This is a genomic window from Metabacillus arenae (assembly GCF_014773385.1).
Taxonomy (GTDB): Bacteria; Bacillota; Bacilli; order Bacillales; family Bacillaceae; genus Metabacillus_D; species Metabacillus_D arenae.
Genome location: NZ_JACXAI010000023.1, coordinates 32,070 through 53,944 on the forward strand (window position 1 = coordinate 32,070; position 21,875 = coordinate 53,944).

The 21,875-nt window shown below is 36.1% G+C and carries 25 protein-coding genes; 20 read left to right on the forward strand and 5 right to left on the reverse strand.

What is annotated here, in order from left to right; all coding sequences use genetic code 11:
• The first annotated feature begins 3 nt into the window (after positions 1 to 3).
• Genes IC621_RS16800 through thiD form a run of 6 tightly spaced genes read left to right on the forward strand, consistent with a single transcriptional unit; the run spans position 4 to position 4,533 of the window.
• Positions 4 to 615: a thiamine phosphate synthase gene (locus tag IC621_RS16800; protein WP_191159544.1), complete on the forward strand. Its 612-nt coding sequence runs from the start codon at positions 4 to 6 to the stop codon at positions 613 to 615.
• Positions 599 to 1,714 carry a glycine oxidase ThiO gene (gene thiO / locus IC621_RS16805; protein WP_191159546.1) on the forward strand — a complete coding sequence of 372 codons (1,116 nt, stop codon included), beginning with the start codon at positions 599 to 601 and terminating at the stop codon, positions 1,712 to 1,714. The genes IC621_RS16800 and thiO overlap by 17 nt, the downstream gene beginning before the upstream one ends.
• Positions 1,714 to 1,917, forward strand: a complete 204-nt coding sequence (gene thiS, locus IC621_RS16810; protein WP_191159548.1) for a sulfur carrier protein ThiS — start codon at positions 1,714 to 1,716, stop codon at positions 1,915 to 1,917. The genes thiO and thiS overlap by 1 nt, the downstream gene beginning before the upstream one ends.
• On the forward strand, positions 1,917 to 2,690 hold the full coding sequence (locus IC621_RS16815; protein WP_191159682.1) for a thiazole synthase: 774 nt from the start codon (positions 1,917 to 1,919) through the stop codon (positions 2,688 to 2,690). The genes thiS and IC621_RS16815 overlap by 1 nt, the downstream gene beginning before the upstream one ends.
• Positions 2,690 to 3,715 (forward strand): thiazole biosynthesis adenylyltransferase ThiF, encoded by a 1,026-nt coding sequence (locus IC621_RS16820; RefSeq protein WP_191159550.1) that lies wholly within the window; start codon positions 2,690 to 2,692, stop codon positions 3,713 to 3,715. The genes IC621_RS16815 and IC621_RS16820 overlap by 1 nt, the downstream gene beginning before the upstream one ends.
• 20 nt (positions 3,716 to 3,735) lie before the next feature.
• Entirely contained in the window at positions 3,736 to 4,533 is a 798-nt protein-coding gene (gene thiD / locus IC621_RS16825) for a bifunctional hydroxymethylpyrimidine kinase/phosphomethylpyrimidine kinase (protein ID WP_191159552.1), read from the forward strand.
• A 74-nt stretch (positions 4,534 to 4,607) separates the two neighbouring features.
• Here the strand turns inward: thiD and IC621_RS16830 are convergent, their stop codons facing one another.
• On the reverse strand, positions 4,608 to 5,126 hold the full coding sequence (locus IC621_RS16830) for a YfiT family bacillithiol transferase (RefSeq protein ID WP_191159554.1): 519 nt from the start codon (positions 5,124 to 5,126) through the stop codon (positions 4,608 to 4,610).
• A gap of 142 nt (positions 5,127 to 5,268) precedes the next feature.
• Here IC621_RS16830 and IC621_RS16835 point away from each other — a divergent pair, with 142 nt between their 5' ends.
• From IC621_RS16835 to IC621_RS16875, 9 genes are all read left to right on the forward strand, one after another.
• Positions 5,269 to 6,189: an ArsR/SmtB family transcription factor gene (locus IC621_RS16835; protein WP_191159556.1), complete on the forward strand. Its 921-nt coding sequence runs from the start codon at positions 5,269 to 5,271 to the stop codon at positions 6,187 to 6,189.
• Between the two features lie 368 nt (positions 6,190 to 6,557).
• Positions 6,558 to 7,811 carry an ABC transporter substrate-binding protein gene (locus IC621_RS16840; protein ID WP_191159558.1) on the forward strand — a complete coding sequence of 418 codons (1,254 nt, stop codon included), beginning with the start codon at positions 6,558 to 6,560 and terminating at the stop codon, positions 7,809 to 7,811.
• Positions 7,812 to 7,837: 26 nt separating this feature from the next.
• Entirely contained in the window at positions 7,838 to 8,713 is an 876-nt protein-coding gene (locus tag IC621_RS16845) for a carbohydrate ABC transporter permease (RefSeq protein WP_191159560.1), read from the forward strand.
• Positions 8,714 to 8,716: 3 nt separating this feature from the next.
• Positions 8,717 to 9,526: a carbohydrate ABC transporter permease gene (locus tag IC621_RS16850; protein WP_191159562.1), complete on the forward strand. Its 810-nt coding sequence runs from the start codon at positions 8,717 to 8,719 to the stop codon at positions 9,524 to 9,526.
• Positions 9,527 to 9,534: 8 nt separating this feature from the next.
• Positions 9,535 to 11,295, forward strand: a complete 1,761-nt coding sequence (locus IC621_RS16855) for a glycoside hydrolase family 2 protein (protein WP_224752605.1) — start codon at positions 9,535 to 9,537, stop codon at positions 11,293 to 11,295.
• 139 nt (positions 11,296 to 11,434) lie between these two features.
• The gene (gene fabI, locus IC621_RS16860; RefSeq protein ID WP_191159565.1) at positions 11,435 to 12,211 is read left to right on the forward strand and encodes an enoyl-ACP reductase FabI; all 777 of its coding nucleotides are present in this window, start codon (positions 11,435 to 11,437) and stop codon (positions 12,209 to 12,211) included.
• A 308-nt stretch (positions 12,212 to 12,519) separates the two neighbouring features.
• Positions 12,520 to 12,732, forward strand: coding sequence for a hypothetical protein (locus IC621_RS16865; protein WP_191159567.1), 213 nt, complete (start codon positions 12,520 to 12,522; stop codon positions 12,730 to 12,732).
• 179 nt (positions 12,733 to 12,911) lie between these two features.
• Positions 12,912 to 13,010 carry a YjcZ family sporulation protein gene (locus IC621_RS16870; protein WP_191159569.1) on the forward strand — a complete coding sequence of 33 codons (99 nt, stop codon included), beginning with the start codon at positions 12,912 to 12,914 and terminating at the stop codon, positions 13,008 to 13,010.
• 341 nt (positions 13,011 to 13,351) lie between these two features.
• Entirely contained in the window at positions 13,352 to 13,813 is a 462-nt protein-coding gene (locus IC621_RS16875) for a CotO family spore coat protein (RefSeq protein ID WP_191159571.1), read from the forward strand.
• Positions 13,814 to 14,103: 290 nt separating this feature from the next.
• Here IC621_RS16875 and IC621_RS16880 read toward each other — a convergent pair whose 3' ends face one another.
• On the reverse strand, positions 14,104 to 14,454 hold the full coding sequence (locus IC621_RS16880) for a DUF1360 domain-containing protein (protein WP_191159573.1): 351 nt from the start codon (positions 14,452 to 14,454) through the stop codon (positions 14,104 to 14,106).
• A 443-nt stretch (positions 14,455 to 14,897) separates the two neighbouring features.
• Here IC621_RS16880 and IC621_RS16885 point away from each other — a divergent pair, with 443 nt between their 5' ends.
• Positions 14,898 to 15,398, forward strand: coding sequence for a CotO family spore coat protein (locus IC621_RS16885; RefSeq protein WP_191159574.1), 501 nt, complete (start codon positions 14,898 to 14,900; stop codon positions 15,396 to 15,398).
• A gap of 472 nt (positions 15,399 to 15,870) precedes the next feature.
• Here IC621_RS16885 and IC621_RS16890 read toward each other — a convergent pair whose 3' ends face one another.
• The 3 genes from IC621_RS16890 to IC621_RS26570 form a co-directional block, all read right to left on the reverse strand.
• Positions 15,871 to 16,344, reverse strand: a complete 474-nt coding sequence (locus IC621_RS16890; RefSeq protein ID WP_191159576.1) for a CotY/CotZ family spore coat protein — start codon at positions 16,342 to 16,344, stop codon at positions 15,871 to 15,873.
• A gap of 571 nt (positions 16,345 to 16,915) precedes the next feature.
• A complete protein-coding gene (locus IC621_RS16895) occupies positions 16,916 to 17,890 on the reverse strand; it encodes a CgeB family protein (RefSeq protein ID WP_191159578.1) in 975 nt (324 codons plus the stop codon).
• Positions 17,891 to 18,232, reverse strand: coding sequence for a hypothetical protein (locus IC621_RS26570; RefSeq protein WP_224752606.1), 342 nt, complete (start codon positions 18,230 to 18,232; stop codon positions 17,891 to 17,893).
• Between the two features lie 248 nt (positions 18,233 to 18,480).
• On the opposite strand from IC621_RS26570, the gene IC621_RS16905 reads away from it, so the two are divergent.
• The 4 genes from IC621_RS16905 to IC621_RS16920 all read left to right on the forward strand — a co-directional run bounded on the left by IC621_RS16905 (position 18,481) and on the right by IC621_RS16920 (position 21,740).
• Positions 18,481 to 19,593 (forward strand): glycosyltransferase family 4 protein, encoded by a 1,113-nt coding sequence (locus IC621_RS16905; RefSeq protein WP_191159580.1) that lies wholly within the window; start codon positions 18,481 to 18,483, stop codon positions 19,591 to 19,593.
• Between the two features lie 171 nt (positions 19,594 to 19,764).
• Positions 19,765 to 20,406 (forward strand): sulfotransferase family 2 domain-containing protein, encoded by a 642-nt coding sequence (locus tag IC621_RS16910; RefSeq protein WP_224752607.1) that lies wholly within the window; start codon positions 19,765 to 19,767, stop codon positions 20,404 to 20,406.
• A gap of 245 nt (positions 20,407 to 20,651) precedes the next feature.
• The gene (locus tag IC621_RS16915) at positions 20,652 to 20,846 is read left to right on the forward strand and encodes a hypothetical protein (RefSeq protein ID WP_191159582.1); all 195 of its coding nucleotides are present in this window, start codon (positions 20,652 to 20,654) and stop codon (positions 20,844 to 20,846) included.
• A gap of 213 nt (positions 20,847 to 21,059) precedes the next feature.
• Positions 21,060 to 21,740, forward strand: coding sequence for a YheC/YheD family protein (locus IC621_RS16920; protein WP_191159584.1), 681 nt, complete (start codon positions 21,060 to 21,062; stop codon positions 21,738 to 21,740).
• The last annotated feature ends 135 nt before the right edge of the window (positions 21,741 to 21,875 follow it).

A 21,875-nucleotide genomic window follows, 5' to 3' on the forward strand; every position in this document is an offset into this window, starting at 1 on the left:
GGCTTGGAAATCCATCTCATTACAGACAGCAGCAAATCGAATTCAGAGTTAACCTCGATTTTGAAGTCTGTTCAAGAACATATTGACTATATTCATATTCGAGAAAAAACAAAAACAATTTCTAAGCAGCAGGATTTGATTCAGCAATTGTTAAACGAGGGTATACCTAAACAAAGGCTAATCGTGAATGATCGGGTAGATTTAGCGCTTATGAATGGAATCCATCGGGTTCACCTTCCATCACACAGCTTCAAATCAAGCGTGGTGCGGGAGCGATTTCCACATTTGAAAATTGGTACATCGATACATTCGGCAGACGAAGCAGAGCAAATAGAATGTACCGATTATGTTCTTTATGGGCATATATTTCCTTCGCAATCAAAACCTGGATTAAAGGCAAGGGGTACGAAAGAGCTGCAGGAAGTGACCGCAAAAAGTAATGTACCAGTCATTGCAATTGGCGGCATCGATTGTACAACCATTCAGCAGCTTCTTCCTATCCCGTTAAAGGGTATCGCCGTGATGTCGTCCATACTTTCTGCAAAAGATCCTCTTAAAGCTGTTCTTCAACTAAAAGACGAGATAAGGAGAGGTTTTCATGAAAAGTTCCTGTGATGTCGCTGTCATTGGCGGCGGGGTAATCGGTCACTCTGTAGCTTATCAATTAGCAAAGAGAAAGATTGATGTTGCCGTTTTTGAAAGCGAGAAGATCGGTCAAAAAGCAACAAGGGCAGCAGCTGGGATGCTGGGAGCACATAGTGAAGTGGAGGAAGAAGATCTCTTCTTTAAATTTTCGGTTGATAGCCAAAAGATGTTTCTACCTCTTCAGCAAGAATTGCTTTCTATAAGCGGAATTGACATTCAATATAACCGAGAGGGAATGTTAAAGCTAGTTTTTTCAGAAAAAAAGAAAGCCGATTTAATAGGGAAAACAAATGGACGGCAAGGCCAAACATGGTTGTCACCTGATGAGGTGAAAGCTTGTGAGCCTGAAGTCACTAGTAAGGCTTTAGGAGCGTTGTTTTTTCCTGATGACGGGCATGTTTCGCCAATCGCTTTGAATCAAGCATTTTCAAAAGGTGCTGCCAAGCTTGGGGCTGCTATTCATGAGCATTCACCGGTGATGAATATTGCGAAGGATGGAGAGAATTTTTTGCTCCATACACCAAATGGCAAGGTGTCTTGTGCAAAGGTGGTAGTCGCTAATGGTCCATGGAGCCATTATTTTTTTCAACAGCTTGGCTTGCCAAATCAAGTTTTTCCCGTAAAAGGGGAGTGCTTGTCCTTAAAGACTAGTGAAAAATGGCTGACAAAAACGATTTTCTTTGACCACTGCTATCTTGTTCCGAAGAATGATGGACGGATAATTGTTGGTGCGACAATGATTCATGATGAATGGAGCCATTCTCCAACAGCCAGTGGAATTCAATGGCTGCTTGAGAAGGCAAAGGAGATTTTACCAAAGATTTCGAAAGCTGAATTTGATACAGCTTGGGCAGGTCTTAGGCCGCAAACCAGTGACGGAAAACCGTATATTGGTTATCATCCTGAGGATGAGAACTTGGTTTTTGCAACAGGACATTACCGGAATGGGATTCTTTTATCACCTGTAACAGGAACGATGGTTAGAGATCTTGTTGAAAAAAGGTCATTCACTAGCGAATACACAGAAGAATTTAGTATTGACCGTTGCAGGAAACTGGAGGTGAGTTAATGAATATCCAGTTAAATGGACAAGTGACGGAGTTGCCTGAGAAGGTCAAAACCGTTTATGATGTTCTCATAAATTATGAATTAGAAGAGAGAATCGTGATTGTAGAGCTTAATGGTCATATTTTATCAAAAGAAACCTATGAGCAGACGAAGCTTTCAGAGAATGATGAAATAGAATTGGTACACTTTGTTGGAGGAGGATGATTCACATGTTAAAAATTGCAGATAAACAGTTTCAGTCACGTTTATTACTTGGAACGGGAAAATACCCCACTTTTGAAATCCAAAAGGAAGCGGTCGCTCAATCAGAATCAGAAATATTAACGTTTGCTGTGCGCCGTATGAATATTTTTGAACAATCACAGCCCAATTTTCTGGAACAGCTTGATTTAAAAAAGTATACTTTGCTTCCAAATACTGCAGGAGCCAAAACGGCAGAGGAAGCGGTTCGAATTGCAAGGCTTGCTAAAGCATCAGGTCTTTGCGATATGATTAAAGTAGAAGTAATTGGGTGTGATAAAACCTTGCTGCCAGACCCTGTTGAAACATTAAAGGCTTCTGAGATGTTACTTGAAGAGGGCTTTATTGTTCTTCCTTACACGTCCGATGATGTCGTATTAGCAAGAAAGCTGGAAGAGCTTGGTGTTCATGCGATCATGCCAGGAGCCTCACCGATAGGAGCGGGCCAGGGGATCATCAACCCATTGAACCTATCGTTTATTATTGAGCAATCAAATGTACCTGTTATTGTCGATGCCGGCATCGGTTCTCCAAGTGATGCCGCTATAGCGATGGAGCTCGGAGCTGACGGAGTTCTACTGAATACAGCTGTTGCAGGTGCAAAAGATCCTGTAAAAATGGCAATTGCTATGAAAATGGCAATTGAAGCAGGAAGGTTGGGATATGAAGCTGGCCGTGTTCCAAAGAAGCGCTATGCCGCAGCAAGCAGCCCAAATGAAGGCTTGGTTACTCAGTAATGGATCGATACTCAAGGCAAATTCTTTTTTCATCAATTGGAGAAATTGGACAAAAGAAAATAAGAAATTCCCACATTCTTATTATCGGTGCTGGGGCGCTTGGATCTGCCAGTGCGGAAATGCTGACAAGAGCAGGTATTGGAAAAATAACGATGGCAGACAGGGATTATGTAGAATGGAGCAACCTGCAAAGACAGCAGCTATATACAGAAGAAGATGCTGAAAACCGTCTGCCAAAGGCAATTGCCGCAAAGCAGCGATTAAAAGCGGTAAACAGTGAGGTTGAAATCGAATCAGTTGTTGAAGATATTACCGCACAATCGATCGAACTTCTTTTGAAAGATCATTGTGATTTAATCATTGATGCAACAGACAATTTTGAAACAAGACTGTTAATCAATGATGCTGCGCAAAAGTACAAAATACCTTGGATTTACGGAGGCTGTGTTGGCAGCTATGGATTGACGTTTACAATTTTGCCCGGAGAAACTCCTTGTCTAGCCTGTATGCTTAATCACTTGCCTGCTGATGGTATGACATGTGATACTGTGGGCATTATCAGTCCGGCCGTGCAAATGGTCGCATCCTACCAAACGGCAGAAGCGCTAAAATGGATTACAGGTAATCATGAACAAATGAGAAGAAAGCTTCTCTCCTTTGATGTTTGGACAAATCAATTCACTCAGATTTCAATTGACAGCATGAAAAAAAAGGATTGTCCAAGCTGTGGAGAATCGCCAACTTATCCGAATTTATCCTTTGAAAACATGACAAAGACTGCAGTATTGTGCGGACGAGATACCGTTCAAATTAGACCTGGCCAAAAGAGAGAAATTTCTTTTGAGCTGTTGGAAAAGCAATTGAATGGAAATGGCAGTGTACGGGAAATCCAAGCAAATCCTTATCTCATTTCTTTTAAAGTAGATGAATATAGGTTCGTTGTTTTCCGTGATGGCCGCATCCTGCTGCATGGGATAAAAGATGTTGTAAAAGCAAAAACCTTATATCATCAATATTTAGGCTAGGAAAAGAGGTGCTTTAATAGATGAAATATGCTCGGGCATTAACAATTGCAGGCTCTGATTCAGGTGGAGGAGCCGGAATTCAGGCTGATCTCAAGACATTTCAAGAGCTTGGAGTATTTGGAATGTCTGCCCTAACAGCAGTAACTGCACAAAATACATTAGGTGTTCACGGAGTTTACCCGATGTCACTTGAAGCTCTGGAAAATCAAATCGATGCGGTGGCAGCTGATTTGCCGCCTGCTGCTATTAAAACTGGAATGCTTTTTAATAGTGACATGATCGAGCTTGTGGCTAGGAAGGTGAAAGAATACGACTGGAACCAGGTCGTTATTGATCCTGTCATGGTCGCTAAAGGCGGGCAATCTCTTTTGCAAGAAGAGGCAGTAGAGGCACTAATCGAACAATTACTTCCACTTTCTTATGTGATTACACCTAATTTGCCTGAGGCAGAAGCTCTTGTTGGAATGTCTGTTCAAACCATTGAGGACCGAAAACTTGCGGCCAAAAAGCTCCATCAAAAGGGGGCAAGACATGTAGTAATAAAAGGCGGTCATGGGAAAGAAGGAGATCAAGTGATCGACCTTCTGTTTGACGGAGAAAACTTCACAGAGTTTGAAAGTCAAAGGATTCAAACAAAACACACCCACGGAACAGGCTGTACCTATGCCGCAGCCATCACTGCAGAAATTGCAAAAGGAAAATCCGTCAAAGACGCAGTAAACACAGCCAAACAATTCATTCAAGCAGCAATCGAACACACATTAGAATTTGGAGAAGGACACGGCCCAACCAATCATTGGGCATACAACGAAAAGTAAAAAGGTGCCAGGCACCTTTTTTTCATTTGGGTGCCAGGCACCAAATTTTCAATGAGGTGCCTGGCACCGTCTACTTATGTATTCTGAAGAGCAATTTTGATGTGCTGTAAATGGTGGTTTCCATGCCATGTGTAGTTGCAAAGCCAAGTGAATAGAGTCATTGTTTTGTCTCTGTCAGGGTGGTAAAAGGTTTTTTCAAAGTCTTCAAGAGTCAGTGAGCGGAGGAGATATACCCATTTCGCGTGCAAGCCTGACAGCAGCATAAGGCTTCCTTCAATGGGGCTTCCCTGAGCTTCATAGGTGTCGGCCCATTTATTAATATCAAATGTTTTGACTGCCGGGCTTTCTTCCGTTAACGCCCATTTAAAACGGACAAACCCATTCATGTGAGCATCTGCTAAATGATGAACCAGCTGGCGGACAGTCCATCCTCCCTCTCGATAGGTTGCCTCTAAAGATTTTTCTGGTAAATTTTCTAGGGCTTCATTCAATTTAGCGGGAAACATTTCGAGTTCTTTAACAAATGAGTCAATTGCTTCTTTTGTCATTTCTTCAGGAATTACTGGCTTGCCAATCGGAAATCTTACATCCATTTTCGTTCCTCCTCATGTTGGATACACAATACCCAGTATCATTACGTCTAATCTTTCAAAGGCAATGTAAACGGTAGTATAATATGATTATTACATAAATTGAAGAAGTGATAGAAGTAAAAAGTATTGGAGGTGCTTTCTTATGTTAGAGCTTAGTATGGATGAACCAGATAAACTACAAAAAGTTGCCCATGCTCTTTCTTCCCAATTAAGAATAGAAATATTGGATTTGTTGAAAGGGAGAAGAATGAGTGTCGTTGATATTGCAGAAGAATTAAAACTTCCACCCTCTACTATCTCACTCAATGTTCGTGTACTTGAAGAAGTAGGGCTCATTATAACAGAAGTAAAAAAAGCAACTAGAGGGACAATGAAAATATGTTTAAGGTCTTTTGATGATGTACATATGAGTTTAAACAAGCAAGAAGATTATAATAATCCAAAAGAATACTTTGAACTTGAAATGCCAATTGGACAATATATGAATTGTGAAGTATATCCAACATGTGGAATTATTAATTCCAACGGTATCTTAGACGTAGAAGACAAGCCTTATGTTTTTTATCATCCAGATAGAATGACAGCCCAACTTATTTGGTTTAGAAAGGGATTTGTGGAATATAAATTTCCTCTTCCTCAAAAAAACTTTAAGGAGATTGCATCCATCGACTTTTCAGTTGAGCTGTGCTCTGAAACCCCAAATTATAATCATGAATGGCCTTCAGATATAACGGTATGGATCAATAACATAGAAATTGGTACTTGGACAAGCCCCGGCGACTTTGGAGATCGCCGCGGAAGACTTAATCCAATGTGGTTACCTGATAACAATACGCAATATGGCCTGTTGAAGAAATGGAAGGTGACCAATAAAGGTAGTTTTATTGACGATGAAAAAGTAAGTACGATTCAGTTAAGTCAGTTAAACATGAAAGGATCAGATTTTGTTACAATTAAAATAGGTGTAAAAGAATCGGCCAAACATTGTGGAGGCATTAATTTATTTGGAAAAGGGATGGGGGATTATGAGCAAGACATTTTAATGAGAGTAATCTATGAATAATTATGAGCAAGACATTTTAATGAGAGTAATCTATGAATAATTATGAGCTAGAAGGATTTCTTAATTTACGGTGAAGGTTTCGTGAAAAGTGATCTATTAATCATAATAAGTTAGAAGCTTGAAGAGATTCGATTCTTTTCAAGCTTTTTTAATTAGATAAAAATTAAGAGTAAGAAGATTTTGTGCTTTTGATCATAATTGGTATCACCAGAATTAATGAATTTTCAATCCTATTATTATTTGAAAAACCATTTTATTGATTAAATTTTCTGATAACTATTGACAAAAGTTATTTGGAAGCGCTATCATTGTTTTAAACATAAAATATGTTTAAAACAAAAATATTGCAATAAAGGAGGTAGCTGTTTTTGAAAGTCAAATTTCTGTCTCTCCTAATTATCTGCATAGTAATGGTGTCATCTGCTGCATGCGGTAGAATGGCCAGTACTGAAGCTGATGGTAAGATTCATCTCACTTACTGGACATTGTTTGGCGGCGGTGATGCAGAGTTTATGAATGAAATTGTTAATAAGTTCAATCAAGAAAACCCTAATATTTATGTAAACAATGTGGAAGTTGAAAATGCACGGTATTACACAAAGCTGCAAACGGCCATTTCGGCAGGAAGCGGACCTGATATAAGTGTTGTTCATACTGAAAAGCTTCCAGAGTTTGCAAAGTTAGGTGCTCTTCAAAGCTTAGAGAAGGAGTCTGTGAACTGGGAGGAATTTAATCAAAACATACTTGAATCTACGATCATTGATGACAAACATTATGCTATCCCGATCGATACCCATCCTTTTGTCTTTTATTACAATAAAAAGCTGCTAAAGGAGGCTGGGTTACTAAGTGATGATGGAACACCAATAGTAGAGGAATCACCTGAAGGATTAGTGTCTTTTTTCATAACGTTAAAAGAAAAACTGCCGGAAGGTATAATACCCTATTCATTATCCTCGGAAGGTTCTGATCCGTATTTCCTTTGGTGGGCATTATATCATCAATTAGGAGGAAGGGGGGTTATAAGCGAGGATCAATTTGTGTTAGACAAAGAAAAGGGGGTTCAAGCAGCGAATTATCTTAAGGCGTTATTTCATAAACATCAAGTGATTCCTAAAAACCTTCCTGATTTTTACCGTACCTTTCAGTCCCAAAAAGCGGCTGTAATCACAACAGGTGTTTGGGCAACAGGAATTTGGGAATCAACTGAAGGTCTTGAATTTGGAGTAATGGCTTTTCCTAAACTATACGAAAAGCAAGCAACATGGGGCGATTCTCATACTCTGGCACTTCCGATTTCTGAAACAATGGATGAAGAAAAAAAGGAAGCTGCTATAAAGTTCATGAAATATGCGTCTGAGCAAGGAGCCATTTGGGCAAAGGCTGGCCACATCCCCGTAAATGATAAAGTAGTTGAATCCACTGAATTTAATGAACTGCCATACCGAAGCTCTTATGTAGAAGTGGCAGATACTGTAGCCTTTCCTGCTTCTTCGATACACAATGCAGGAGTGAAGGACATTGTCATAAAACAGTTAAATTTAATTTGGGCAGGAAAAGCCAGCTCGAAGAAAGCAATAAATGACATGGAAAAAGAAATAAACGAGCTATTAAAATATTAAACTACAGCCTGAAAGCAGGTGAATAAATGTATAAAGAATCTGGTATTAAAAAAGTGAAACCATATATTTTGCTGGCACCTTTTTTACTGTTATATATGTTGTTTACAATTTTTCCTGTTTTAAAAGGGATACAAATGAGCTTTTATGATTGGAATCTATTTAGAAAAATGGAATTTGTGGGATTGAAAAATTACGAAAGAATGATCAATGATCATTTTTTCTGGGACTCAATTTGGAACACGACATTTTTTGTTATGATTTCGACCCCGGTAATGATTGTGATTGCTCTGGCCCTGGCTCTCTTGGCTAACGTAAATTCTAAATTAAAGACGCTGTACAGAAGTGCTTTCTTTTTGCCAAGTATATTATCAGTTTCTGTCATATCTTATGTTGCTGTTTTTGTCGTACAACCATATACAGGATTACTATCAACGGGGCTCAACGTATTTGGAATAGAAAGGGAATTTTTCTTTCAACAAGATCCGGTTCTGGTATGGGTGTTTATAACCGGAACGACATTGTGGTGGACAGTTGGATTTAATATGATTTTGTATTTATCAGCTCTTCAAGATATTCCGAAACATTTGTATGAGGCTGCGGATATCGATGGTGCTGCAAGGTGGACAAAATTTCGGTATATTACTCTGCCATTATTAAAACCTATTACGTTTGTGATTTTATTGCTTCAGATTCTAGCTTCTTACAAAGTATTTGCCCAGATTTTTCTAATGACAGGCGGGGGTCCAGGTACAGAGACACGTCCTATTATTCAATACATTTATGAAACGGGATTTGTGAAAAATAATCTCGGTTATTCTGCTGCTATGTCTTACGGATTATTTATTATTTTAGTGCTCGTTACGGTCATTCAATTTAAAGTAACTCGTAAAAGAGGAGGGTAAAGGATGAACATTGTTAGACGGAATCTTTTGCCGGTTTCAGTCTCATTCCTGTTTTTAATTCCGATATTCTGGATGCTTTTTGTTTCAATCAAAATAGAGGGTACAGCAATTGACAGTGTGAAAGATTGGGTACTGCCTCCATATTCTATGGATGCATATAAAAGTATTTTGACTGGGTCCCCAATCTTAACTTGGATGTTTAACAGTTTCTTTGTAGCAGCTGTCACAACCTTACTAACTCTTATTGTGACGTCTCTAGCCGCATTTGTGTTTGCTAGAATGTCGTTTCCATATAAAAATTCCATCTATTACATGATTCTGGCAGGTTTGATGATACCTGGAGAGGCTACAATCATTCCTCTCTATCAGGTAGCAAAGGATATCGGAATACTTGATTCCTATCTAGGATTGATTCTTCCATCCATAGCGGGTCCCCTTGGAGTCATAATATTAAGAAGCTTCTTTGAACAAGTTCCTGATGAGATTATTGAAAGCGCTAAAATGGATGGCTGCGGGACTTTGAGAATCTATTGGAATATTATTCTTCCTTTGGCTAAACCCGCTTTAGCCGCAATAGGGATCTTTACCTTTATTGGTTCATGGAATAACTTTTTATGGCCTTTCTTAGCTGTGACATCTGAATATCTTTACACTCTGCCAATCGGAATCCCGACATTAATATCTAACTATTCAGTCGATTATGTAAGACCGATGGTGATTAATTCTATTTCGTCTATTCCAGCTATTATTGCATTTTTAATTTTTCAAAAACAAATTATACGAGGCATTAGCTTCACAGGTATGAAAGGATGAGTCAAATAATGAAAAATAATAAAAATTATCCAAGACCTCAATTTTTTCGAAAAGAGTGGCAAAATCTAAATGGAGAATGGGAGTTTGTATTTGATGATCAAAATGTCGGAAAAAAATCAAAGTGGTTTGATTCCTTTCCTGGCAATCAAAAAATCACTGTCCCCTTTACTTATGAAACGAAGGCAAGTGGAGTTGGTGAAGAAGCTTTCCATCCATGTGTTTGGTATAAGAGTTCAATTTCCATTGATAAAAGGTATAAAGACCAAAAGAAGAAGATATTGCATTTTGAAGGAGCAGATTATCTAACAGAAGTATGGGTAAATGGTCAATTCGTAGGAAGGCATGAAGGCGGGTATTCCAGGTTTTCTTTTGATGTTACAAATTTCTTATTAACTGATAGCGAGAATAGTTTGGTAGTTAGAGTGGAGGATTCAATAAGTACATTCCAGCCGAGAGGTAAACAGCGCTGGTTGGATGAAAACTTTGGCTGCTGGTATGTACAAACGACTGGTATCTGGAAAACAGTATGGCTTGAATACCTTGAAGATGAAACTCATTTGGGCTGTATAAAGCTGACTCCTGAAATTGATAATCACTCCCTTCTCATGGGGTACGAAATGGAAGGTGTAAATGTAGGTGAGGACTTAACATTAGTTGCAAAAGTTTCTTTTAAAGATCAGCCAATCAGGGAAGTTTCTCTAAAAGTAAACCGATCACATGATCAGGTGAAAATCAAAATTGATCATGAGTTTGAAGCGTGGAAGGTGAAATTTTGGAGTCCCGAAAACCCTAATCTCTACGATTTAGAATTGTTGCTTTATAAAGGAGAACGTAAGATTGACCATGTGTATTCTTATTTTGGTATGAGAAAAATTTCGATTGAAAACGGAAAGGTTCTCTTGAATAATACCCCTATTTATCAAAAGCTTATCTTAGATCAAGGCTATTGGGATGAAACACATTTAACTCCGCCATCAGAAGAGGCATTAATAAAAGATATTGATAGCATAATCGCTATGGGGTATAACGGGGTAAGAAAGCACCAAAAAATTGAAGATGAAAGGTTTTTATATTGGTGCGATGTGAAGGGCTTGTTTGTTTGGTCGGAAATGGCCTCTGCTTATGAATTTGGAGATAAAGCTATTGAAAAATTTACCAATGAATGGATAGAGGTTGTAAAGCAAAATTACAATCATCCTTCAATTGTTACATGGGTTCCGTTTAATGAATCATGGGGGATCTCCGCTATTTTTGTTAATGCCCAGCAGCAATTCTTTACAGAATCAGTCTATAATCTAACAAAAGCAATTGATCCTATGCGGCCTGTGATTGTTAATGATGGGTGGGAGCATACAGTCTCTGATATTATCACATTGCATGATTATGAGGCTGATGGGGACAACCTATTAGACAGATATGAAGTAAAAGAATCAATTTTACAAAATAAAATTCCTTTTAATCAGCATAAATACGCATTTGCAAAAGGATACTCTTATAAAGGTCAGCCAGTCATTATCAGTGAATATGGAGGAATTGCTTTTAAAAGTGAACAAGGATGGGGATACGGAGCACAAGTTTCAAGTATAGAGGATTTTTTAAGTCGTTTTCAAAAAGTCACTGATTCTATAAAAAAATTAGATTGGGTAAGCGGATATTGTTATACACAAATCACTGATGTGCAACAAGAAATTAACGGATTTTTGAAAGAAAATCGTGAACCTAAGATGGAACTAAACAAAATTAAAGAAATAAATGATAAAAGGATATAATTCCGGTCAACGTACCACACTATTCGGTACCAGGTACCTTTGGTACCTGGTACCGTTTTTAAATTAGCATGGCGGGGAAAAATATGCTATAATTATAACCAGGTACTAATAACATGTATTAATCTTAGGAGGATTTGTAATGAATTTCTCACTTGAAGGTCGTAATATCGTTGTAATGGGTGTTGCGAATAAACGAAGCATTGCTTGGGGAATCGCTCGTTCATTGCAGGATGCCGGTGCTCGGTTAATTTTCACATACGTTGGTGAAAGACTTGAAAAATCTGTAAGAGAATTAGTAGAAACTTTTGATCGTAAGGATTCCATTATTTTACCTTGTGATGTGACAAAGGACGAAGAAATTGAACAATGCTTTGCAAGAATTAAAGAAGAAGTAGGGGTTATCCACGGGATTGCCCATTGTGTAGCTTTTGCGAACAAAGATGAATTAAATGGCGAATATTTAAATACGACTCGTGATGGCTTTTTGCTTGCTCACAACATTAGTTCTTATTCATTAACAGCTGTTGCGAAAGCGGCAAGAGGCTTAATGACAGAAGGTGGAAGCATTGTGACACTTACATACTTGGGCGGCGAAAGGGTAGTTTCTAACTATAATGTTATGGGTGTTGCGAAAGCGTCCCTTGACGCAAGCGTGAAATACTTAGCAAGCGACCTTGGTAAGGAAGGAATTAGGGTAAACTCCATTTCTGCAGGTCCAATTCGTACATTGTCAGCAAAAGGTGTAAGTGATTTCAACTCTATTCTCAAAGAAATAGAAGAGCGTGCTCCGCTTCGCCGAACAACAACCCAAGAAGAAGTCGGTGATTCAGCACTCTTCTTATTTAGTGAATTATCAAGAGGCATCACAGGAGAAAACATTCACGTAGACTCCGGCTACCATATTATGTCCAGATAAAAACAGGGGTGACTCTCAATAGGAGAGCATCCTTTTTTTATCCCATATTAAAAGGGTATAACCTAGTATGATATTTATTTTGTTAATATTCACTATTAACACAAATGCTCAGCTGGATATACCTATTCTTTAATCAAATTGATTTAAAAAAGATCATATTACTGTTATCCTTCAGTTAAAAATGAGAATACATTATTTGGTAAAATTATAATATGAAAAATAGATGAATTTTTTGTATTAATTTTCCTTTTATTGAATATATTTAGATTTGTGAAAAAAATGATTATCATGAAAGGGGTTTTAAAAAAGTGAGAAATGAAAAAAGGCTAATTACAAATGGAAAAATAAATAAAAATCTTGTACTATTTGGGGAATTGAAAAAAGATATAAAACATACACCTTGTTATAAGGTAATTCTAAGTAATATGAAGGATTCAAATGATAACTTATATGCTGTTGTTACACCAGTTAAAAATATGAATTCATATTATTTATTAAAGGAGCAACAATATTTAATATAAATGGAAGGCCTTTACTACTCGAATTTTGAGTGAACTTTTCGTTGAAGCTGAATCATTTCATCAGTTTTTCTTTTATTCTCCATTTCTGCATCATTTATATTTTTTATAGTTTTTTGTCCAAACCTCTGAAGACCATCCTTCATAAAATATAGTATTCTTCTATGTGGAGGTGGAACTCTATGAGCGGCGGACGTAAAGATAACAATTTTGCGTTAATTGTTGTGCTTTTCATTCTTCTCATCATTGTTGGTGCATCATTTCTTAACAACAGCTACTAAAATTAGTTTACTACGAACATGGTCAGGAGAAGTCCTGACCTTTTTTGGTGTTTTGGAAAGTATTCTATAAAAATAGGAAAGACTCAGACAAAAAAGTTTTGACATGTCGTAATATCATCCTTACAAATCACATTAGGGTCTTAGTGATTGAATGTAAATAACTTCAGCAACCTTTTCTGGATTTTCATAGTCCAGCGCTCTAGCCGGGTATAATGCTCTTCACGCTTAGCTATTTGATAGATAGCGAGGGATATATTACGTGTATTTAAAAAAACAGGAAATTTACAAGACTTGTTACATAAAATGGTGAAGAACAGATTATTTTAGGCGGAGGTAGAGCGATGACGAACAAACAAAAGGAGAAGAATCAAATTCAACCTCTCATGTATATTGTTCAGCCGGATTACAATGAAGTTCAGGCTCAAATGCAGACACTTGTTGTGAAAAAAAATAAAATAGATACAATAGAAAACAAACAACCAGTAGCTGTTAAAGAAAAAAACGAAAAGATGCAGGAATCACAAAGTAATTCCTATGAGGAAGATCAAGTTGTAAAGAAGCCTGAAAAAAAACGAAGGAAGCCGATATCTCAAATGTCCATTGCGGAAAAAGTTGATTTTTTTACCAACTTGCCGAGAAACATTCCGAAAACGCTATGTCAAATTGAGACGGAAACGGATACTTACAGAGGCATAATTATAACGGAAGAAAACGGATTGGTCCACATTCGTACTTTAGGCGAACCAAATGAAATAAAATTACAAATAGAAGAAATAAAATCGATTACTTTATTAGGTTTTTAAGAAGGTTGGTTAGATACATAGGTATCTAACTTTTTTTCTTATTGGATAAAAAAGTTAAAAACGATTAAGTTTTAATTTGTTAAGGCGAGCTTGGAAAAGATCATCTACATTAACACTTTAATAAATTAAACTATCTAATTTTATAAAAAGGACTACTGAAACACAAGTAGTCCCTTTAATCATTAGCTTTGCATCCAGTATGGCTGAGGTCCTGTTCTTAATCTTCACTCATGTGTGTGAGGGTCTGATCCTAACATCCCGCTCTAATGATAAGCTGCAAATCTATGTGCTTAATCTAGCAGCTTACTAATACTAGTTTCGATGATTCCTGCCAATCCCGCAATCGCTAATATAACAAGTAAGGGTTCTGTAGGACCAGGCCATATTAACCAAATTCCATATAAAACAGCTGAACACCAAATACCTGTACACCAATAGCAACTTAATAGTTCACCGATCCATGCTCTTAAGCCTTTTCCTTTTATTTCAATATAGGTAACTGTATCCCCGTTTTCATCTTTTTCTTCCACTTCTCTATGAAAACGATGGCGGATAAATTCTGTGATCTTATCAAAGACAATTAATCTAGTTAAACGGAAAGAGGCGAGAGCAAAAATAACTAACTGCAACCAAGTTGACATTTTATGTCACACCTTCACAACGTTCTCTGTATACATTATGAAATGTTTAAAATAAATATGAGCAGCTTCCTGACAAAATTCCACCCGCCTTAATTTTAACTGAACGTCCCTAAAAAACTATAGCTATTTTCAAGTACAGTAAGATGTTTGCCAGATGAACAAAAAATGCATGGATGAAATTCTTAAGGATTAGGAAAAATATTCATCGGAATTTAAAGCTTGAACGTTAATGATCTGGAACAAAAGCAAAGTCATGAAAAGCATTTCTTACTGTAATTTAAAAACCAATATTTTTAGATTAATCCCACAATGCCGAAGCAGGTTTTCTCCACTTAAAATGCAGCTGCTTAACTATTTTGTATTTTTCTAATATGAAATAGGCACATCACCTATTGATGGAACATAGATTGTAAGTGCAGACTCTTCATGATGGAGGTAATTCAATGAGTAATAAGCAGAAAACAACTCCCCTTATGTATATTGTACAGCCGGAATATAATGATGTTAGAGCGCAAATGCAAGCATTTGTAGTTAAGAAGCCAGGGAAGGAAGAAAAAAGCATACAGGTTGAGAATAAAACACAGGTGGAAAACACAGTAGAAGAGCTTTCCATAAGAGAAGCAAAAGAGGCTGAGAATGATTTAGAAATTGCAAAGCAAAATGAAGAACCTGAAAGAAAAATAGAAGAAAAACCATCTAGGCGGCAAAGAAAAAAAAGAAAACCTCTCTCCAAGATGAGTATTGCTGAAAAGGTTGAGTTTTTTACGACAATGCCAAAAAATATGGCGAAATCATTATGTTTTATTAAAACAATTGAAGGTTCTTATCGAGGAGTCATTATGGCTGAACAAAATGGAATAGTTACAATACGTTCATTAAATGAGCCAAAACCATTAAACATCCCACTTGAAAATATTAAAGGGATAGATGTATTAGGTTTTTAAAACTAGCCTGACCCATTACAAAGGCTAATTACTTTTAGCTCCAGTAATAAAATATTCTGATACAACTCTTACCTGAATCAGCTTTATATTGCAGAGGCACCTTGTATACCTGTCGGCAGGCAGCTATCTTAATGTGCTGCAGAGAAGAATTGATCTTTACGTAAGAATTCAGTTAAAAACAGTCTGTCATCATGGCCGCAATCTTTAAACACTAAATAAAAGAACCAGTATAGTGCACCCTGAACTTAGGGCGTTTAATATGTACCTCAACAACTTTATTAAGCGTTTGGCCTATAAGCTGGTTTATAAACGCAACCTGAATTTCTGGAAACTTAAGATTTCCCTTGCCTATATAGGCAGATAATTAGGAAGGAAAGGTTTTAGTCAAAATCTGCTAAAAATATTTAAGGGCACGTCGATTATAATCCAATTTCAAAAAAAAAGACTGCTGAACCCAGCAGTCAACTATCACTTATTTGCAATGATGTTTTTTGTCAACAGTGCGTCCTACTAAATCAGGTGATAAGCATTGAATTGCACAGAAGCAATCAAGATCTACTTCGATACAGAAATCTGATTTTTCAAGACCGAAGAAGTCTGGATCACACGGATCACATACATCTTCTGTGTCTCCATTAAAATCAACAGGACGTAACAATGACAATGTTGCACAGCAGTCATCTAAACTTTCAACGCGGAAGAAAATGGTTTTAAAGCATGTCATGTCTCCAGTAAAGCCACCTACATTACCAAAAGCTTTGAAAAGCTCTCCTTTTTTATTGTATAGAATGAATGGAATTGTGTCCCTTCCTGGACTTGCAACTGGGTTCAATAAATTGCTGAAACAACTTGTAGGACAACTAATTTCTTCAACTGCTTCTTGTTCAGCCAAAATTTGTTCAAGTGCTTGACATACACAATTGTTATCTTTGCCTTTGCAACCCATTAATTTTCAGCTCCTTAAAAAAATAGTTATTGTGACTAAGTCCTTAACAGAGTATGTGTTTTATCCCCATATGGTGTGGGTATCCGTCTATAATTGTCTAATGAGGGGCTGATTATTTTTAATGAACTGCTGAAAAAATATCTTTATAAACAAAACAAGAAAGCATAATTGTCCATGATAGAAGGATATTTACTTCATAATGAAAAGCCGGGATTAACCGAGGATACTAAAGCCTTTTTCATTATGAAAGGCTTATTCGCAAACTTTGTTGCTATTTAAGCATAGTCTATTACTCCGAGATTTAGAGGATCTCCCTAAGGTGAGACTTGAAGCAATCGGCGAATCATTAATTGCCATTATTCAAATGCTTCTTATAAGTTAACAGCAACAAACATTTAGAAAAGAGCCTTATGAAAAAACGATGTTGTTCATGGCAGCTTATTTATTTGCAAATTAATCCATTTTTCTGAACTTGTATCAAACGGATTGATTAAATTAATGTCGAATCATTTGAGTATAATTGATTTAAAAAAACGCCATTATTGGCGCTTTATTAAAGTAACTGCCTTTTTCAGTTTTTAGATAGGAAAGTGTTCAAAATAACCATGGCCCGTTGTTTCATCGTATGATCGGTAATGGCCCTTTTCCTCGCAAGAGAAGCGATATTCTTTCTTTTAGTCTCATTTTGCATAAAGTGATGAATTTTATTAATACAATCATTAAGATCAATGTAGGCAATCATTTCTTCTTCCTTAAATTGTGTATAAACATCTTTTTTATATTCAACGAGTTGAAAAGCTCCACAAGCGGCTATATCAAATGTTCTATTATTCATGCTCTGATTTTTAATGCCAAGAGAATTCTTGTTTTTTTTAAAATTACTTTCGCGATGAGGGTTAAGAACGATTTTAGCACCATTATAATATTCAGAAACTAAACTGGGGGAAACCCATTTATTTATTATTGTTAACTTATTAAGTTTACGGTTATTCTTTTTGATTCTGTTATACCAGCCTTTTCCTACAACTGTAATTTTATAATCTGTTTCCTCAAGCAGGGTTTCTACCAACTTTATTCGAGAAGGATAAGGAAATCCTAGCACAAGCAAATCGCTTGTAAATGGATTTTTAGAAATATTTGGTTTAAATGTCTCTGAGTCTGTTCCTAACGGCAAATAATAAACATGCTGGATCCCATTTTTTTTATAAAAGTTATATGCACCAAAATCAATTGTGAAAAGCATATCGGCAAGTTTTGATTTCTCAATAGAGCTATCTATATAAAAGGGGTCTTCTGTCAACCATATCAACAATGGAATTTGTCGATTTTTAAGGAAAGTAAGGGTAGATTCCTCTAATTTATTTCCAACCATTGTTAAAGCAAATAACGGCTTCTCATCATCAAATTTTCTTTCAATGATACTTTGTGGAAGTGTAGAGGGAAAAGTTTCGATATCCAGGCCGATTGCTTTGAAACCCTCTTCAAACCATTTCTCTAAATATGCGTATATTTGCTGGTATCCCGATTGTATATAAATTACTTTCATCTAAGGCTTTGAAGTGAAGGAAACACTTTCGATTTTTTCACAATCGATTTTAATAATAGAATTCTCTGGTGGAGAAACATCTTCATCTATTACTGTTACAGCACAGGTTTTGCAATCAAAGCTTTTGAATACGACCATATCATACATAGTTCCTGAATCACCTATAATCGTCACTGTTGTGCCTTTAGGTAATGTTGCAAAAAAGGAACAAGCAAAGCCATTACATTTATAATTACAATCACATGTATAATCGTCATCACATTTATGGTCACTCTGATCATCATTCTTACGCCGTTTAGGTTTGTGAATTTGTCCTATCCACGTATAAGGTGTAGTTTTCATTTATTAAACCTCCTTTAAATTTTATGTAGCACCTGGCTCACTGTATACTATGCATTTAATAAAGAAAAGGAATAGATAAATATAATGAAATAAATGGTAAATTTGTAGAAATGAATAAAAAGCCTATTGATGTTTAAAGGATTTTCAACTTTCTATCTATTAATAGCAAATAGTTTTGCTTAACGGTAATCTCATAGGAATATCAGAAATATATTATGAACAAGTAAAATGCCCGAGGAGGGGGATAATTGGAAAAAGGAGTGAACTTAATTGGCAGTATACGAACTGAAACGGGAATTGGTGAATCTGGCAGGATAGCTGCAAATACTTTTCATGCTGCAAAAATCCCTTTTGTGATTATAAATTTTGAAATGAATAAAATAACTAAAAATAAAGATAAAACATGGATTACAAAGGAAGTAACAAATCCTGTTTATCATTGTAATATTTTTCATGTGAATGCCAGTCATATGCCTCTTGCTTTTGAACATTATGGGAATACTTTATTTCATGGCCGTTATAATATTGGGTATTGGGCTTGGGAGCTTCAGGAATTTCCAGATAAATGGTCCAAAAGCTTTGAATTAGTTGATGAAGTTTGGGTCCCATCAACCTTTGTCCAAGAGGCCATTTCTAAAAAATCTCCCGTTCCAGTTATTAAAATCCCTCATTCTGTTGAACTCATTCTTTCAAATAAGATGAATCGACATTATTTTAAGCTTCCAACCAAACGATTTTTATTTCTTTCTATGTATGATGTTTTAAGTTTGCAAGAACGAAAAAATCCGAAAGCAGTAATAGCTGCATTTAAAAAAGCCTTTAAGAAAAATGATCCATATGTTGGCCTGATTTTAAAAATTAATAATAGTCGTAAAAGGCCTCAGGAAATAGAAAAACTCAAAAAAGAAATAAAGGGTTATAAAAATATTTTTTTGATTAATGAAGTACTAAATCGAAATGAAATAAATGGTCTTTTACATTCCATCGATTGTTTTGTTTCCCTGCATCGATCCGAAGGTTTTGGTCTTGGTTTAGCTGAAGCAATGTACTTAGGTAAACCTGTTATTGCAACCAACTGGTCTGGAAACAAAGATTTTATGACAAGCCATAACTCCCTTCTCGTTAATTATAAATTAATTAAGATTGGCAAAGATTATGGTCCGTACAGTTTTGACCAAATATGGGCTGATCCAGACGTTGAACATGCAGCTCATTATATGGCTGAAATTTGCGCTAATCGAAAATTAGCTGAGGATGTTGGGCTGGAAGGCCAAAAAACAATACGAAAACATTTTTCACCAAACGAAGTTGGGAAGCAGGCTAAACAGCGATTGAAAAAACTTGGGTTGATAATCGATTAATTATACTAAATCTGTGTGAAAGATTTTAACTTTGGTGAATGTTAGAAAAAAAGATTAGAAGAACCTTTCCTGTTAAAAAGGGAAGATTACGAACGTTTTTTAGGTATTATGTCGTTCCTTTTAAAAAAATTCTACATAAGTTATATTTAAGAAATTTTTATGTAACGGAGAATGATAAAAGGAATGATCATTTCACATAAATATAGGTTTATTTTTTTAAAAACTACAAAAACAGCGGGTACTAGTATTGAAATTTCATTATCAAGGTATTGTGGTGAAAGTGATATTATTACTCCTATATCACAAAGAGATGAAAAGATTAGACAGACTTTAGGTAAATCCCCTCAGAATTATCAACTGGGGACAAAGAATTTTTATAATCACATTTCTGCAAAAGAAATAAAGGCACTAATAGGCGATGAGATATGGGGATCTTATTATAAGTTTTGTTTTGATAGAAATCCTTGGGACAAGGTAATTTCTCTTTATTATTTTGCAGTAAAAAACCATAAAAAAGAAAGTTTTAATCAATTTTTAGAACGAGGAAAATATAAAGGAGCTTTTAATTTCCCAGTTTACACCATTAATGATATTCCAGTCGTGGACTATATTGGTAAATATGAAAGTTTACAAAGTGATTTAAAAGCCGTTTGTGATAAAGTTGCAATTCCTTTTGATGGTTGGCTCCCAAAGGCAAAAGGTAACTTTAGAAAAAATCGACAACCTTATACAACCCAATATAATGAATCTCAAAAAGAAATGATTCAACATTATTTTAAAAAGGAAATTGATTTACTCAATTACAAATATTAATTCTTTTTTTATAAGTAATCTCTCAATCTTGGAGAGACTTGTAGTATTCTGTGTGATCGGGAGGGGAGCTTTCTTAGACGGGGAAAACTGGACTTCGTTTAAACCGAGGAAGTAATTGTGCAGGTGAAATAAAACCAAATAAAAATAGGGTAAAAATGTGCTTGTATCCTAAAATAAATGCCGTTTCTATTTATCTCCAGTCTGCATTTACTATGGGTAGATTAATAGAATGGAGGTGATTTGTATTGGGACTTAGACCGTTTAAGTGTTGTGTTTATTGTGCAGGTGGAGTTGTGGTTCAAACCATCTGTGTACCTGCTGATGATCCTTGCCCCGAACCACCATCAGGTACAGAATTTGCAGGATCGGTACCTGTTACGAGTTGTGATGAGTGTTTTAGTGATATTCTCCCAACTTGTCCAAACGGATCAGGATGTTAAATAAATTAACATTATGAACTTATGACAGGCAAACAAATGGTTGGGTACAGTGAAAGGTATCCAACCTCTTGGTTGTTATAAGATCAATAGAATAGCCTGTCATAAATCCACATTCGTCTCATTCAACTGTTTTACTTCTTGAATAAACTTAATTAAAAGGCAGGTTATTACATTTTTAGGCAGCCTTTTTAATAAGCAAAGGAAGTGCATGTAATGGGTAAAAATCAACGAAAGTGGAAACATTATGAATTTTTAAAAGAAGAAAGGGCCCTCCTAAAACACTTACCAGAAACTAAGCGATTAAAAAAACAATCTTTCTGGGAACTTATGGATAAGTATCATCAAGTCATAGTGAAACCATGTGCCGGCCGTTTAGGGGTTGGTGTAACCCAAGTATCTGTAATAGATAAAAACTTATATGAAATACATTCAGAAAATAAAAAAACGATTATAACCAGCAAGGCGGAGGTTTACAACCACTTTAAAGACATAAAGAAGTGCTGCATAGTGCAGCAAAAGATTCCACTGGCTACCATTAAGGGTTGTCCTTTTGATGTTCGAGTGGTGATTCGGCGCGGCAGAAATTCTTCTAAATGGGGGATCACGAAAAGATTTGCAAAATTAGCAGCAAATGGTTTCATCATTACGAATGCTGCTCAGAAGATATTACCTGTTGAAGAAGCGATTCGAAAATCCTCTTTGAATCATCCTCTTTTATCAGCCAAAGATTTAGTCTCCAAAATTGACGAGGTTGTCCATCTGGCAACAAAGCAATTAGAACCATTTTATCCTGAGCGTCGTTCTATAGGTTTTGATATAGGGTTAGATCAAAAAGGGGGAGCATGGTTTATTGAAGCAAATATTAAATCAAAGGATAGAAATGCTGGTTACTGAAATAGGCAATTTCTATTTTACGATTAAAAAACTTGCTAGATTCTTATATTGTTAGAAGTATAATCGTTTTCTCCTTTCTTTCACCTATCATTATATCTCTCATCTTTTAGAATTCAAGTAATCATTGATTATCAT